Origin of the sequence: Mesorhizobium sp. 2RAF21, assembly GCF_052115345.1 — a bacterium.
In the GTDB taxonomy this organism is placed as follows: domain Bacteria; phylum Pseudomonadota; class Alphaproteobacteria; order Rhizobiales; family Rhizobiaceae; genus Mesorhizobium; species Mesorhizobium terrae.
Genome location: NZ_JBFRGM010000001.1, coordinates 271,050 through 284,814, shown reverse-complemented (window position 1 = coordinate 284,814; position 13,765 = coordinate 271,050). Strand labels below are relative to the sequence as shown.

16 protein-coding genes are annotated in these 13,765 nt (G+C 63.3%); 12 read left to right on the top strand and 4 right to left on the bottom strand.

Annotation, left to right across the window (positions count from 1 at the left end):
- Positions 1-151: 151 nt before the first annotated feature.
- Complete coding sequence (locus AB4136_RS01465; RefSeq protein ID WP_137900367.1) at positions 152-2,680, top strand: EAL domain-containing protein; 2,529 nt, start codon at positions 152-154, stop codon at positions 2,678-2,680.
- A gap of 27 nt (positions 2,681-2,707) precedes the next feature.
- Here AB4136_RS01465 and AB4136_RS01460 read toward each other — a convergent pair whose 3' ends face one another.
- The 3 genes from AB4136_RS01460 to AB4136_RS01450 all read right to left on the bottom strand — a co-directional run bounded on the left by AB4136_RS01460 (position 2,708) and on the right by AB4136_RS01450 (position 4,622).
- Complete coding sequence (locus AB4136_RS01460; protein WP_024923132.1) at positions 2,708-3,610, bottom strand: bestrophin family protein; 903 nt, start codon at positions 3,608-3,610, stop codon at positions 2,708-2,710.
- A 164-nt stretch (positions 3,611-3,774) separates the two neighbouring features.
- Positions 3,775-4,089 carry a YMGG-like glycine zipper-containing protein gene (locus AB4136_RS01455; protein WP_024923131.1) on the bottom strand — a complete coding sequence of 105 codons (315 nt, stop codon included), beginning with the start codon at positions 4,087-4,089 and terminating at the stop codon, positions 3,775-3,777.
- A gap of 104 nt (positions 4,090-4,193) precedes the next feature.
- Entirely contained in the window at positions 4,194-4,622 is a 429-nt protein-coding gene (locus tag AB4136_RS01450; RefSeq protein WP_024923130.1) for a DoxX family protein, read from the bottom strand.
- Between the two features lie 202 nt (positions 4,623-4,824).
- Between AB4136_RS01450 and AB4136_RS01445 the strand changes: the two genes are divergently transcribed.
- From AB4136_RS01445 to AB4136_RS01435, 3 genes are all read left to right on the top strand, one after another.
- A complete protein-coding gene (locus AB4136_RS01445; protein WP_024923129.1) occupies positions 4,825-5,226 on the top strand; it encodes an ACT domain-containing protein in 402 nt (133 codons plus the stop codon).
- A 111-nt stretch (positions 5,227-5,337) separates the two neighbouring features.
- On the top strand, positions 5,338-6,534 hold the full coding sequence (locus AB4136_RS01440; RefSeq protein WP_024923128.1) for a GGDEF domain-containing protein: 1,197 nt from the start codon (positions 5,338-5,340) through the stop codon (positions 6,532-6,534).
- A 118-nt stretch (positions 6,535-6,652) separates the two neighbouring features.
- Positions 6,653-7,876: a GGDEF domain-containing protein gene (locus AB4136_RS01435; RefSeq protein WP_024923127.1), complete on the top strand. Its 1,224-nt coding sequence runs from the start codon at positions 6,653-6,655 to the stop codon at positions 7,874-7,876.
- On the opposite strand, the gene AB4136_RS01430 is transcribed toward AB4136_RS01435, so the two are convergent.
- Positions 7,860-8,222: a hypothetical protein gene (locus AB4136_RS01430; RefSeq protein ID WP_137900368.1), complete on the bottom strand. Its 363-nt coding sequence runs from the start codon at positions 8,220-8,222 to the stop codon at positions 7,860-7,862. The two genes, AB4136_RS01435 and AB4136_RS01430, sit on opposite strands and share 17 nt — an antisense overlap.
- 175 nt (positions 8,223-8,397) lie before the next feature.
- Here AB4136_RS01430 and AB4136_RS01425 point away from each other — a divergent pair, with 175 nt between their 5' ends.
- The 8 genes from AB4136_RS01425 (at position 8,398) to AB4136_RS01390 (ending at position 13,760) form a co-directional block, all read left to right on the top strand.
- Positions 8,398-8,802: a hypothetical protein gene (locus AB4136_RS01425; RefSeq protein ID WP_024923125.1), complete on the top strand. Its 405-nt coding sequence runs from the start codon at positions 8,398-8,400 to the stop codon at positions 8,800-8,802.
- A gap of 235 nt (positions 8,803-9,037) precedes the next feature.
- Complete coding sequence (gene sdhC / locus AB4136_RS01420) at positions 9,038-9,442, top strand: succinate dehydrogenase, cytochrome b556 subunit (protein WP_024923124.1); 405 nt, start codon at positions 9,038-9,040, stop codon at positions 9,440-9,442.
- A gap of 3 nt (positions 9,443-9,445) precedes the next feature.
- Positions 9,446-9,841 carry a succinate dehydrogenase, hydrophobic membrane anchor protein gene (sdhD, locus tag AB4136_RS01415; RefSeq protein ID WP_024923123.1) on the top strand — a complete coding sequence of 132 codons (396 nt, stop codon included), beginning with the start codon at positions 9,446-9,448 and terminating at the stop codon, positions 9,839-9,841.
- A 4-nt stretch (positions 9,842-9,845) separates the two neighbouring features.
- A complete protein-coding gene (gene sdhA, locus AB4136_RS01410; RefSeq protein ID WP_024923122.1) occupies positions 9,846-11,684 on the top strand; it encodes a succinate dehydrogenase flavoprotein subunit in 1,839 nt (612 codons plus the stop codon).
- A 4-nt stretch (positions 11,685-11,688) separates the two neighbouring features.
- Positions 11,689-12,006 (top strand): hypothetical protein, encoded by a 318-nt coding sequence (locus AB4136_RS01405; protein WP_024923121.1) that lies wholly within the window; start codon positions 11,689-11,691, stop codon positions 12,004-12,006.
- 1 nt (position 12,007) lies between these two features.
- Positions 12,008-12,442: a DUF3052 family protein gene (locus tag AB4136_RS01400; protein WP_024923120.1), complete on the top strand. Its 435-nt coding sequence runs from the start codon at positions 12,008-12,010 to the stop codon at positions 12,440-12,442.
- The gene (locus AB4136_RS01395; protein WP_024923119.1) at positions 12,442-13,221 is read left to right on the top strand and encodes a succinate dehydrogenase iron-sulfur subunit; all 780 of its coding nucleotides are present in this window, start codon (positions 12,442-12,444) and stop codon (positions 13,219-13,221) included. Before AB4136_RS01400 ends, AB4136_RS01395 begins: the two co-directional genes overlap by 1 nt.
- A 47-nt stretch (positions 13,222-13,268) precedes the next feature.
- Positions 13,269-13,760 (top strand): hypothetical protein, encoded by a 492-nt coding sequence (locus AB4136_RS01390; RefSeq protein ID WP_137900369.1) that lies wholly within the window; start codon positions 13,269-13,271, stop codon positions 13,758-13,760.
- Positions 13,761-13,765: the final 5 nt, after the last annotated feature.

Genomic DNA, 13,765 nt, shown 5'->3' with positions numbered 1-13,765 from the left:
TCGATGGCGCGCGGACCACGACCGTTCGCGCGGGCATGATGCCGGGCCATTGCGCCGAATCCGGTTCGGCATGTGCTGAAAGATCGATCCGACATCGACTGGGAGTCCGGCACCGCCGGACCTTTGGTCGTTGCGATGGTGGCGGGCTCAAATGATGCTGACGGTGGTGCGGGCAAACGGGCTGAATGGGGGAGCAGGATCGCTGCGTGACCCGGTCGAGCCCGACGGGTTCTCGCCAACGCGGGCATCGACCAGGGTCGAAACGGAATTCGACGACGTCAGGCTGGTGCTGCGGCGCTGGCAGGCGGCCTGTGTCGACGACGCCCTGCCGCCCTACGAAGAACTGGCCTTGGGCAGCGTCGGTCGTTTCGCCGACGAGATGGCGGTGGTGCGGATTGCGGCGGATCGCGAAGGGTTCATTCTGCGCGCCGGGCCGCGCTTCGGCGCTCTTGCCGGGCTTGCCGAACCCGCCGTCTCGCTTTCCGCGCTGCCGTTTGCCCTGCAGCGGGCCGTTGCCGGTGCCATCGATCTCTCGCGTCTGGCGGCGAAGCCACGGTTGACGCTTTGCCGTTCGATCGTCGACGGCATGGTGTCGACGGTCGAGGTGCTGGCGCTGCCGCTGTCCTGCCGCTGGCCGGGCGAATATTTCCTTATCTTCGCACGGCCGCGCAAAGCGCAGGTCGACCTTGCCAGATTGCTGATCAACTCCACCGACGAAGGCATCATGGCGCTGAGCGCGCTGGAAACGGCCAGCGGCGAAGCGCGCGACTATCAGATCCTCAGCATGAACGATGCCGCCGCGCGGCTGCTCGGTGTTTCCGCGGAAGCCATGCGCTACCATCTTTTGTCGGAAACGTGTGCCGCCCAGAGGCTGACGGACTTGCTCGATCGATGTGGCGAGGCGCGTGCGCATGGCGTCGCCGCGCCTTCGCTCGAACTCGAATATGAGCTCGACGGAGAGGCTATTTCGCTGCAGGTCGGTGTGGCGGAGACCGAAGGACTTCTGGCGGTAACGCTGACCGACATCCGCGAAATCCGCAATCGCGAGATGCTGTTCCGCTCGCTGTTCGACGACAACCCGGTGCCGATGTATGTGCGGCGCGCCGACGGCGGCGCCTTTCTCAACGTCAATGCCGCGGCGCTCAATCTCTACGGCCGCAGCCGGGCCGAGTTCCTGGCGCTGAGCATCGGCAAACTGGTGCCCGGCACAGCCGATCGGCCGGCGGTTTCCGGCGAGCGGTTTGTCCGCCATCGCACCGCCACCGGCGCCGATCTCGACGTCGTCGAATATGCTCGCGCCATTACCGTCGGTGGACAGCCGGCGATGCTGTCGACCATCGTCGACATCACCGAACGCAAACGCGCCGAGGAACGCGTCTCGTTCCTGGCCCACCACGATCCGCTGACCGGCGTCGGCAATCGCACGACATTCTCGCAGGAGATCGAGGATGCGGTGGCGACCGCCGTCGCGGGCCACCAGCCATTCACACTCGTCCTGATCGACCTCGACGACTTCAAGGCCGTGAACGACACACTTGGCCACGCCGCGGGCGATTCGCTGCTGATCGAGACGGCCGCGCGCATCCGCAGGCTGTTGCGCCGGACCGATCTGGTCGCGCGGCTGGGGGGCGACGAATTCGCCGTGCTGCTGCGCGGTGCGCTGGGCCGCAACGATGTCGAAACGCTGGCCAGGCGCATCATCCAAACAATCTCCGAACCGCATGGTTACGAGGGACACAGGCTTTCGATCGGTGCGAGCCTCGGCGCGGCGATGGCGCCTGTCGACGCGCGCGAAGCCGGAGCCTTGCTCAAATGTGCCGATCTGGCGCTTTATCGGTCCAAGCGCGACGGCAAGGGCGCGTTCCATTTCTTTGAGCCGGAGATGGATGTCGAAATGCGCGAACGTCGCGCGCTGGAGCTCGAGCTGCGCTCCGCCGATTTCGACCGTGAACTTGAGCTGCATTACCAGCCGATCATATCGCTGCGCAGCGGTGGCTTGCGCGGCTTCGAGGCGCTGGTGCGCTGGCGCAATCCAAGGCGGGGCATGGTGTCGCCGGCGGAGTTCATTCCGCTTGCCGAGGAAACCGGCATGATCGAAGCGATCGGTCGCTGGGTGCTGGACGAGGCCTGCCGGCGCGCGGCTTCCTGGCCTGACGACCTCATCATCGCCGTCAATGCCTCCGCGGTCCAATTCCGCCAGGGGCAGTTCGCCGAGACGATCCGCGTCGCGATCGATATGTCGGGTCTGGATCCGTCCCGGCTGGAAATCGAGATCACGGAATCGGTCCTGCTTGCCGATACCGGCGCCAATCTCGCTTTGCTGCAGCAACTGAGGGAAATCGGCGTGCGCGTGGCGCTCGACGATTTCGGCACCGGCTATTCCAGCATGAGCTATCTCAGGCGCTTCCCGTTCAGCCGGCTGAAGATCGACCGCTCATTCGTGCGCGACATCGGCTCCAGTCGCGAATCCATGGCGATCGTGCGCGCCATCATCGGCCTTGGCGCCAATCTCGGCATCGACACGACAGCCGAAGGCGTCGAGACCGGCGCACAACTCGAACTGCTGCGGCAAGAACGCTGCGGCGAGATCCAGGGCTTCCTGTTCAGCCCGCCCGTCGACAGCGTTGGCGCGGCGCGGATCATCGAAACCTACCGCAACGGCGAGAGCAAGGTCGCGTAGCAAAGGCGGCTCGGTCGCCGCGACGGCCTACGAATAGAAGAAGTTCTCCGCCGCCAGCATTGCCGGTGGCGGTTCGCCGAGCGCCTCATACACCGAGATCTCGCAAACTCGACAGAGAGCGTCGAGCGCCAGGTCGTTGGCCTCCGTGCCGAACGGATCCTCCAGTTCTTCCGAAAGCGCGTCGAGCCCGAAGAAAGTGTAGGCGATGAGCGCGGTGAAAAGCGGCGTCACCCAACCGGCGCTGGTGGCCAGGCCGAAAGGCAGCAGCAGGCAGACGACATAGGCTGTCCTGTGCAGCAGGAGCGTATAGGCGAAGGGCAAGGGCGTGCCGGCGATGCGCTCGCAACCGGCCTGCATGGCGGCGATCGCCGATAGCCGCTCGTCGAGAATGCGGTAACCGATGCTGTCCAACGTGCCGTTTTCGCGCAGCGTGGCGGCGCGCTTGCCCATGCGCCTAACCATTTCGTCGGCGCGATTGGTGAAAGCGACGTCGTCGACAGCATCGCCGATGAACGCGCGCGCTTCGTTCAGGCTGTCCACCTTGCGCAGCTGTCCGCGCAGCAGGTGGCAGAAGGCCAGGGAGTCCATCAGCAGGGCGCGATGGTCCGATCGGTTCGCAATCAGTCCGGTTGCCGCGCGCGAAAGATTGCGGATGTCGTAGACCAGCTGGCCCCATAATTTGCGGGCCTCCCACCAGCGGTCATAGGCGGCGTTGTTGCGGAAGCCCAGATAGATCGACAGCGTCACGCCGAGCAGACCGAAAGGCGCGATGGTGAAGCCGCTGAGCTCGATGTTGAAATGCCGCACCAGCGCGACCACCGCGGCGGCAAAGGCGGCGAAGCCGAGAATCTGCGGCAGGATGCGCGGTACGATCGAACCGCGCATGATGAAGAAGAGCTGCAACAGCCCTGGTTTCGGCCGCACGATCATAATGGCCCCCGCTACTCGAACGCGACCGGCCAAGCCGGCGGATCGGGCATAGAGCGCCTCGGCGCCGGAGACAACAGTCGGTCACGACACATTGCGTCGCGACCGACCTATTTGCGTATACGGGTTTTCGCCGGCTCGGCGGGTCCAGCGCGGCGGCCTTTCTGCTAGTAGCCGCCGGGCCGGTCGCGATAGTCCGGGTCGCCCTGACTGTAATAGCCGCCGCGGTCGGGACAGCTGGCGACATAGACGCGGCCGTCGCGGTCGCGATAGCGGCACTTGCCCGGCTCGTTCGCATTGCCGATCAGCGCGCCGGCAACCGCGCCGACGGCACCGCCGACGACCGCGCCCTTGACCGGATTGCCGGCGACGGCAGCGCCAACAGCAGCGCCGCCAAGGCCACCGATCGCAGCGCCGCGCTCCGTTTGCGAACATGCGGCGAGCGGCACGAGCATCGCCATCAGGATCAGGACGTTCTTCATGATCGTTCCTCTCGGGCGCGGTATGCCGCCCCGCCTGATCCTAACGCGCTGGCATTCGATTCGATCCGAAATCGAGCAGTCGGGCAGGGTTTGTATATCCGACGTCAACGAGAAAACGGCAGCAAAGCGCGCAGCCGGGCATCGCGAAACCATAGGCCGCCCCACATGATGATGCCCAGATAGACGCCAAAGAAAGTGTGCGAGAACAGCGGGTTGCCGATCCTGACATGGGTTGCGATGGCGCCGCCGAAATAGGCGGTCAGCAGGATGGCGCCGAGAAAGGCGGTGCGCGGCCAGGCATACAGGGCGGCGGCGGCAAGGCTGATGATGCCGAGAAGCCGTGCCGTGCCGACGTCGGTCGGCCAGCCAAGCTGGGCCATCGACTGCGGAACGACATCCAGCGGCGGCAGCTTGATGACGCCATCGAAGATCATGAACAAGATCACGAGGCCGCTCAGGATGCGGCCGGCCCAAACCATGCGGGGCGACGTGGTGCCGATGTGCGGGTTTGCGGTGTGCGAAATGTTAGCCATGGAAATCCCTCCGGTTGTTGAAACTTACAAAGAGTGCTCCTAGGACGGTCGGCGGGCGGGCGATCCTACAAGCCCCTTGCGTTTTTGCCGAGGGTCGCCGCTCATACTGGGCAAAACCGCTTGTGACCTGGTGAGTTTGCGCATCAGGCCAACGATAGGTTCACCTTTGGAGAAAACCGATGACCAGCGGCGGGCCGCAGCCATGACAGGCGAAACGGATCTGACGACATTACTGAGGTCGATGCGGCCGATCCTGCAACCCGATAGTTTTGTTTTCGTGACCATTCCCCTGGCCGACGAATTGCCTGGCGGCGTGCAGCCCCTCATGGTGTTTCGGGAAGACGAAGGCTGGACCTGCATCCTTTCAGAGGACGCGGCGCGGGGCGCCGGCCTGGCTGGCACATTCCCATGCCGGATGATCACCTTGTCCATTCATTCGTCGCTGGGGGCGGTCGGCTTCCTGGCCGCGATCCTGCCGCGCCTGGCGGCGGCCGGCATGGGCGTGAACCCGGTTTCGGCATTCCATCACGACCATCTTTTCGTGCCCGCCGATCGCGCCGACGATGCAATGCGCATCCTGGAGGAGCTGGCGGCGACCGGCTGACGGCGCCAAGCCGCCTCTTCCGTCATTAAGCCGCCTTTGTGGTCCGTCGCTTAACCCGTTGTTTGCCGCTTCGTTCTAGCCTTGCAGGGCTGGGATGTCGGGCACCGGGCGGTGAATCAGAGCCTTTTCATTTCTCTTCTCAATCCCGTGCTGTCGATGGTGCTGTCGACGGCCTTCTTCGTGCTGTGGTCATTCCGGCGCGAGAACACCTATGTTCTGCAGCTTTGCCTCTGCTATCTCGCCGTTGCCATCGGTTTCACGCTGCAATCCTTCGACTTCGGTCTTGGGCCGATTGCATCCAAGATCGTCGCCAACACGCTGTTCTTCGGCGCCCTGTTTCTTCTGGCGGCGGCGATCATCCTGCGGCAGGGGCTCAAGGTTCCCGTCGTGCAACTCCTGCTTTGCGTCGCGGCAGGCATGGGCTGCCTGCTGTGGTTCTTCTTCGCGCAGCCCAGTTTCCCGGCGCGGGTCTTCGCGGTGAATTACGGGCTCGGCGCCATGTGCGTGGTCGCCTTGATGCGTTTGCGCCAGGCCAAACGGCGTTCGGTGATCGACCGGATGATCGTCCTGGTCGCCGGTCTGCGGGCGGCGGATTTTTTCGTTCGCCCTCTCGCGGTGGCCATGTTCGACAGCGTCAATGCGGGTCAATCGCCGCCGATAACCTCGTCCTACTGGCTCACCACCAGCCTTTCGGTAATGGTGTTCTCGCTGCTGATCGCGCTGACGCTGCTCACGGCCGTTGCCTTGGATACGATCAAGGAGCTGGAGGCTGAGTCCGAGACCGATCCGCTTTCGAAGCTGCTCAACCGTCGGGGTTTCGAGCAGAGGGCCGCCTTGATGCTGGAGCGCTGCGCCCGCTTGAATGAGCCGGCGACGCTGGTGCTGGCCGACCTCGATCACTTCAAGGCCGTCAATGACCGCTTCGGCCATGCCGTCGGCGACCGCGTGATTGCAAATTTCGCCGCGCGCCTGCAGGCGGTGGCCGGGCCACGCGCTGCCGTCGGCCGCGTCGGCGGTGAGGAGTTCGCCGTGCTGTTGCCTTCCGCCGATCTTGTCGCCGGGCGCTTGTTCGCCGAAACGGTGCGCACCGCCTTCTCTTCGGAAGTGCCGGAAGGGGTGCCCACCGGCACCATGTTGACCGCCAGTTTCGGCGTGGCGGGGCGCTTTGGCGACGAGGAACTCGCTCCCCTGACGGAGCGCGCCGACGAAGCGCTGTACAAAGCCAAGCAGAATGGCCGCAACAGCGTCCGGCTCTCCTTCCAGAGACCGTCGCCAACCCCGTTGGGGGATTTGCCCGCCGCGGGCTGACGATGGCGCGACAAGTGCTGGATTAACCTGTTGTTCGCTTCGGAGCCCTACATTCAGCTCTTGCTAAATTGACGTAACCGTTGCGACCGGACCTGAGGCTGCGGATAGATTTGTCACGATGAGCGGTGCGAATTTTATCCTCGCGATCAACCTGTTCGTGGCCGGCCTGCTGGCCGCGGCCTTCATGACCATTGCCGCCTACGACACGCGCCGCGTCGCCGCTCGCTGGCTGGCACTCGGCTATGCCGTCGGCATGGCCTATTTCGTGGTGGAGTTTTCCATTCCGGCGTTCAACTATGCAACGCCGCCGGTCGTCGCCGCCTTTGCCGTCTTCCTTGCCGCGACGCTGATCTTTAACATCGGGCTCGCGCACAAATATGGCATCGATCCGCCATGGCGGTTCATGACCGTCTTTCTGGTGGCAACCTCGGTCATCGTCTATTTCGTGCAGGACCTGCCCAGGCAATCCTTCCCCCGCATGATGGCCTACCAGTTTCCTTATGCCGCCATGCAGCTGATTGGCCTCTGGATCGTCTGGTCATCCAAGCAGCGGCGCGACAAGCTCGATATTTTCCTGATGGCGGTGCTCGCGGCCAGTGCGTTGCAGTTTGCATCGAAGCCGCTGATCGCTCATGCGCTGGGTGGCTGGGGCGCCGATCCCCAGGCCTATCTGCAAACCAACTACGCCATGGTCTCGCAGTCGCTGGGCACGGTCTTTGCCATGGCCATCGCGCTGTTGCTGCTGGTCATCCTGGTGCGGGACGTGCTTGCCGAGGCAACATCGAAGTCGGAGACCGATACGCTGTCGGGACTGCTCAACCGCGGCGGTTTCAAGCGTCATGCCGAAGTGGCGCTGCGCGAGGCGGCGCGGCAGGGGTTGCCGGTGTCGCTCGTGATCGCCGATCTCGATCATTTCAAGCTGGTCAACGACAATTTCGGCCATGCCTATGGCGATCGCGTCATCGAGATCTTCGCCTCATTCCTGCGCGACGCGGCCGGACAGAGCCACCTTGCCGCGCGGTTGGGCGGTGAGGAATTCGCGGTGATGCTCCCCGGCACCAATCTGGCGACGGCGCGCCTGTTCGCGGAGGGAGCCCGCAGCGCTTTCAGCGCCCTGAGCATCAAGGGATTGCCGCAGACCTATCGCTGCACGGCAAGCTTCGGCGTTGCCGAGCTTCGGCCCGGCGAGGCATTCGCCGATCTGATGAACCGGGCCGACGAAGCGCTCTACGGCGCCAAGAAGAGCGGGCGCGACCAGGTTAGGGTTGCGGCAGGGCCGATCGCCATGGTGCCGAAGCCCAATGGCAAGCCAGCCGGCAACGGCTTCAACGGCAGGGACTGATCTCCGGCATTTCGCCGTCGGCCAGGCCGTACATATAGGTGCGGCCCTTGACGAAGGCCGGCGGCCGATAACAGTCGCGTTCGTCCGAGGAATAGCCGGAGCGATCGAGATATCTGACCTTGGGCTGGCCGGCAGACGTATAGTCGGCCATCTTCCTGGCCATCGCGCCTTCGCCGACGAGAATCCGCTTGTAGCCGGCAGCACCGTCGATGACGAGGTTGCCGAACGAGTCGGCATAGACATGATCGCGGTTGCTGGACCGGGCCGATGCCGGCGTCGCTTGGCCGAGCACCGTTGCGGCAAGCATAAGGCCGACAATGCGCCATCCGGCGGAATTCGAACGCATGATGCATCCTCCTTCGAGAGGCGAGCTGAGCTTCAACGAATCGCACAATTAACCTTTTCTTAACCTTTGTTAAGAGGCTGCCGCGCTTCGAAGCGCGGCATTGCTTAACATGGTTAATGTCATGGCTTGATCTATCGAGACCACCGCGACTAGTTTGGCCGCCTGGAGGATTCGCATGGCGCTAGGCCAGATTTCCCGAATTGTGCCCGCTTTCATCGCGCTTTTCGCGCTCTCGGCCTGTGTCTCGGAACCGGGTCATCCCGGCATGAACAGCGGTACCCCGAAGGTGCAGTCGTCATCCTCTGCGGCAGTCAGCCAGCCCAAGGCGACACTGGTGGCGAAGGATACGCCGCAGCCGCGCACGGCCACCTACAATTGCGCCGACGGCGGCATGATGACGATCGAGAATGTCGGTACGGCGATCCGTGTGCTCGGCCCGGACGGCATCAGCGAGGAGCTGCCGGCTTCGCCGGCGGGGCAGAACAGCCGATTCGGCGCTGCCCATGACGCAATCGTGATCGACGGCCGCGAGGTGCTGGTCATGAAAGGCAATGCAACGCCGATCCCCTGCACGCGCTGATCCTTGGCGCTCACTTCCGATGGGCCAGCCGAAGGGAAGGGTTTCCCTGGGCCGAGAAGTTCAATCGGTTGAAGGCTCGGGTGCGCTTATTCGTCATACTAAATGACTTTTCCGAAACGATTTTCTGGCTTTGACGCGGTGCAAAAAGCGTTTTAGAACCCGGCAGTCCATAGTCGCATTCCGCATCGTCGATGCCGCGTTTGCATTGCCGAAAAGAGTGCCGAACGGGGGAGCCATGAGCCACTCACCAGCCACCCGAGACAGACCGCTTTCGCCGCATCTGACCATCTATCGGCCGGCGATCACCATGACGATGTCGATCGTGCACCGCATCACCGGTGGCGCGCTGTATTTCGGTACGCTTCTGGTCGCATGGTGGCTGACCGCGGCCGCCGGCCCGCAGTCCTATTTCGATTTCGTCAATGGAATCTTCGGCTCCTGGTTCGGCCGTCTGGTGTTGTTTGGATACACCTGGGCGCTGATGCACCACATGGCGGGCGGCATCCGCCACCTGATCTGGGACACCGGGGTCGGGCTGGAGAAGCACACCGCCTCCAAGATCGCCTGGGCGACGCTGGCCGTTTCGGTCGTGCTGACGATCCTCGTCTGGGTCGTCGGCCTTATGGTCCGGGGAGGCTGAACGATGAGCGCCAACCGTTCCGACATGCGCACGCCGCTCGGCAAGGTGCGCGGCCTGGGCTCAGCCCGCGAAGGCACGATGCATTTCTGGCGCCAGCGGCTGACGGCCATCGCCAACATTCCGCTGCTTCTGTTCTTCGTCGGGTTTCTCATCGCCATCAATGGCGCGGGATACGCCGAGGTCCGCGCCGCGCTGGCCCATCCGCTGGTTGCGCTGGCGATGATCCTGGTCCTGGTTTCGGGGCTCTATCACATGCGGCTCGGCATGCAGGTCATCATCGAGGACTACGTCCACGGCGAGGGCGGCAAGCTGGTGCTTTTGATCCTCAACACATTCTTCACCATAGCGGTCGGCGTGGCCTCGATCTTCGCCCTGCTCAAGCTGGCATTCGGAGGCTGACGTTTTGGCCAAGGACGCAAAAAGCGGCAGCGCAGCTTCCGCCTATACCTATGTGGACCACAAGTTCGACGTGGTGATCGTCGGCGCCGGCGGCGCTGGCCTGCGCGCCACGCTCGGCATGGCCGAGCAGGGGCTGCGCACCGCCTGCATCACCAAGGTCTTCCCGACCCGTTCGCACACCGTGGCGGCGCAGGGCGGCATTGCCGCATCGCTGCAGAACATGGGTCCCGACAGCTGGCAGTGGCACCTCTACGACACCGTCAAGGGCTCCGACTGGCTCGGCGACGTCGACGCCATGGAATATATGGTGCGCGAAGCGCCGGCCGCGGTCTACGAGCTCGAGCACTATGGCGTGCCGTTCTCGCGCACCGAGGAAGGCAAGATCTACCAGCGCCCGTTCGGCGGCCACATGATGAATTTCGGCGACGGTCCGCCCGTGCAGCGCACCTGTGCCGCGGCCGACCGTACCGGCCACGCCATCCTGCACACGCTCTACGGCCAGTCGCTGAAGAACAACGCGCAGTTCTTCATCGAGTATTTCGCGCTCGACCTGATCATGGACGACGACGGCACCTGCACGGGCGTCGTTGCCTGGAACCTCGACGACGGCACCATTCACCGTTTCTCGGCCAAGATGGTGGTGCTGGCGACCGGCGGTTACGGCCGCGCCTATCTGTCGGCCACCTCGGCGCATACCTGCACGGGTGACGGCGGCGGCATGGCCGCCCGCGCCGGGCTGCCGCTGCAGGACATGGAGTTCGTGCAGTTCCATCCGACCGGCATCTATGGCGCCGGCTGCCTGATCACCGAAGGCGCGCGCGGCGAGGGCGGTTATCTGGTCAATTCGGAAGGCGAGCGCTTCATGGAGCGCTACGCACCGTCGGCCAAGGATCTGGCCTCGCGTGACGTCGTCTCGCGCTGCATGACGATGGAAATCCGCGAGGGCCGCGGCGTCGGCAAGCTGAAGGACCACATCTTCCTGCATCTCGACCATCTCGACCCGGCCGTGCTGCATGAACGCCTGCCCGGCATTTCGGAATCGGCGAAAATCTTCGCCGGCGTCGACGTGACGCGCGAGCCGATCCCGGTTTTGCCCACCGTGCACTACAATATGGGCGGCGTGCCGACCAATTATTGGGGCGAGGTTCTGAACCCGACCGCCAAGAGCCCGGACCGCGTTTCGCCCGGCCTGATGGCCGTCGGCGAGGCCGGCTGCGCCTCGGTGCACGGCGCCAACCGCCTCGGCTCCAACTCGCTGATCGACCTGGTCGTGTTCGGCCGCGCCGCGGCGATCCGTGCCGGCCAGGTGGTGGACCGCACCTCGTCCGTGCCGTCGGCCAATCCGCGTTCGCTCGAAAAGATCATGGACCGTTTCGACCGTCTGCGTCATGCCAATGGCAGCACGCCGACGGCGGTGCTGCGCGACAAGATGCAGCGCGCCATGCAGGAAGACGCAGCCGTGTTCCGCACCCAAGAATCGCTGGAACAGGGCTGCAAGCGCATCTCCGCGATCTGGGGCGAACTGAAGGACATCAAGGTCTTCGACCGCTCGATGATCTGGAATTCGGATCTGGTGGAAACGCTGGAGCTGGAAAACCTGATGGCCAACGCCATCGCCACCGTCTATGGCGCCGAGGCGCGCAAGGAGAGCCGTGGCGCCCACGCCCGCGAGGACTTCTCGGCGCGCGACGACGCCAACTGGCGCAAGCACACGCTGGCCAAGGTGAGCGAGGACGGCAAGGTGACGCTGACCTATCGCGGCGTGCACACCGAAACCCAGTTGCCGGTCGACAAGGGCGGCATCGACCCGGCGAAGATCGCGCCGAAGGCCAGGGTGTACTGAGAGGATGATAAAGGGTCTGATCGCTTCGGTGGTTTTGGTTGGCTTGGCGACGCAAGTGGCGTCAGCTGAGACGGTCTATATCTATGACAATTCCAGCAAAACCGCGAAGATGGTGAACGACATACCCGTTTGGAAAGATGCCGCGACTGCCCAATCGTCAAGTAGAGATTTTTACTCGAAGAACGTCGGGCACATCAGATGCCTAGCAAAGCCCCCAGTCGGTGGCGAGCTGAAGCAAAAAGTTGGCAAAGCATTTGAAGTGCGCGTGCATGGTCGTTGCACGGGCTTTGTGAACGCCGTCTACGTTCACGCGGAGAAATAGAATGGCGCTGGCGGCCGCAGGATACTCCGGCACGCCGCTTGCGGCGAAGCTGGGCTTGAAGGACGGCATGAATGCCGCCTTCCTGGCCTTGCCGGAGCAGTTGGCGTGGCTTGCCGATGCGGTCCGCTTCGCCTCGGTGAAGCGCTTCGCGGCCTGGGCGGAGATCGAGGCCGATACCGGCCATGATGTCGTCCACGCTTTCACCAGGCAGCGCGGCGAGATCGAGGACGGTCTCGTTCGTCTGCAGGCCGCGATCAAGCGCGACGGCATGATCTGGGTGTCATGGCCGAAAAAGGCATCCAAAGTGCCGACCGACGTGACCGAGGACGTGGTGCGCACTGAGGCGCTCAAGCTCGACCTGGTCGACGTCAAGGTCGCGGCAATCGATGAAATCTGGTCCGGGCTGAAGCTCGTCATCCGAAAGGACCGCAGGTAATGGTCGAACTCGCACTCCCCAAGAATTCGCAGGTCAAAGAGGGCAAGACCTGGCCGAAGCCGGAAGGCGCCACGAACCTGCGCGAATACCGCATCTACCGCTGGTCACCGGACGATGGCGAGAACCCCAGCATCGACACCTATTTCGTCGACATGGACGATTGCGGGCCGATGGTTCTGGATGCGCTGCTCTACATCAAGAACAAGATCGACCCGACGCTGACTTTGCGCCGTTCCTGCCGCGAAGGCATCTGCGGCTCCTGCGCTATGAACATCGACGGATCCAACACGCTGGCTTGCACCAAGGGCTGCGACGACATTTCCGGCGCCGTGAAAGTCTACCCGCTGCCGCACATGCCGGTGGTGAAGGACCTCGTGCCCGACCTCACCAATTTCTACGCGCAGCACCGCTCGATCGAGCCCTGGCTGAAGACCGTGTCGCCGGAGCCGGCGAAGGAATGGCTGCAGAGCCATGAGGACCGCCAGAAGCTTGACGGGCTTTATGAGTGCATCCTGTGCGCCTGCTGCTCGACCTCGTGCCCGAGCTATTGGTGGAACGGCGACCGCTATCTCGGTCCCGCGACGCTGCTGCAGGCCTATCGCTGGCTGATCGATTCCCGGGACGAAGCCAAGGGTGAACGCCTCGACAATCTCGAGGATCCGTTCCGTCTGTACCGCTGCCACACCATCATGAACTGCGCGCAGACTTGCCCGAAGGGTCTTAACCCGGCCAAGGCGATCGCCGAGATCAAGAAGATGATGGTGGAGAGAAGGGTCTGACGGGGAGCGCAAAACCCAGACCGTCAACGAGTGCCGAAGTCGTCGCTTTGGCCTCGGAAGCCATTTTTGGCAAACCACTTGTTACAAATGTCTACCGATCCGTCATCGTTGAAGCGATCGTAGCCGCAGCACTTCCCACTTGGAAATGGTGTTCGTCGGACTATGCGGGACATGATTTCGAGCGCGGTAGCATAAAGCTGGAGGTCAAGCAGAGCGCGCTTTTGCAGACTTGGTCGAAGTCACGGCTTTCAAAGGCGTCCTGGGATATTGCACCACGCACAGGGTTTTGGGTCGATGGCGACACATGGGTCCCTTCACCTGGCCGCAACGCACATATGTATGTGTTGTCACTACATACCATTGCGGATGAAAACGCGGATCATCGAGACCCCCTGCAATGGCAGTTCTATGTGATCGCAAGCCGAAACCTTCCGGATGTGAAGACGATTGGCGTGCGTGCTGCCGAGAAACTGATCGCTCCCGTCAAGCTTGACCGTTTGAACGAGCGGGTTGAAGAAATAGTCTGCACGATAGAGTAAATCGC

Excerpts from the sequence above, each read along its gene's own strand:
- AB4136_RS01445 (WP_024923129.1), top strand. The coding sequence starts at position 4,825 with ATGACAGGCGAAACGGATCTGACGACATTACTGAGGTCGATGCGGCCG.
- AB4136_RS01395 (WP_024923119.1), top strand. The coding sequence starts at position 12,442 with ATGGTCGAACTCGCACTCCCCAAGAATTCGCAGGTCAAAGAGGGCAAG.
- sdhC (WP_024923124.1), top strand. The coding sequence starts at position 9,038 with ATGAGCCACTCACCAGCCACCCGAGACAGACCGCTTTCGCCGCATCTG.
- AB4136_RS01460 (WP_024923132.1), bottom strand. The coding sequence starts at position 3,610 with ATGATCGTGCGGCCGAAACCAGGGCTGTTGCAGCTCTTCTTCATCATG.
- AB4136_RS01465 (WP_137900367.1), top strand. The coding sequence starts at position 152 with ATGATGCTGACGGTGGTGCGGGCAAACGGGCTGAATGGGGGAGCAGGA.
- sdhD (WP_024923123.1), top strand. The coding sequence starts at position 9,446 with ATGAGCGCCAACCGTTCCGACATGCGCACGCCGCTCGGCAAGGTGCGC.
- AB4136_RS01430 (WP_137900368.1), bottom strand. The coding sequence starts at position 8,222 with ATGCGTTCGAATTCCGCCGGATGGCGCATTGTCGGCCTTATGCTTGCC.
- AB4136_RS01400 (WP_024923120.1), top strand. The coding sequence starts at position 12,008 with ATGGCGCTGGCGGCCGCAGGATACTCCGGCACGCCGCTTGCGGCGAAG.
- AB4136_RS01405 (WP_024923121.1), top strand. The coding sequence starts at position 11,689 with ATGATAAAGGGTCTGATCGCTTCGGTGGTTTTGGTTGGCTTGGCGACG.
- AB4136_RS01425 (WP_024923125.1), top strand. The coding sequence starts at position 8,398 with ATGGCGCTAGGCCAGATTTCCCGAATTGTGCCCGCTTTCATCGCGCTT.
- AB4136_RS01450 (WP_024923130.1), bottom strand. The coding sequence starts at position 4,622 with ATGGCTAACATTTCGCACACCGCAAACCCGCACATCGGCACCACGTCG.
- AB4136_RS01455 (WP_024923131.1), bottom strand. The coding sequence starts at position 4,089 with ATGAAGAACGTCCTGATCCTGATGGCGATGCTCGTGCCGCTCGCCGCA.
- AB4136_RS01435 (WP_024923127.1), top strand. The coding sequence starts at position 6,653 with ATGAGCGGTGCGAATTTTATCCTCGCGATCAACCTGTTCGTGGCCGGC.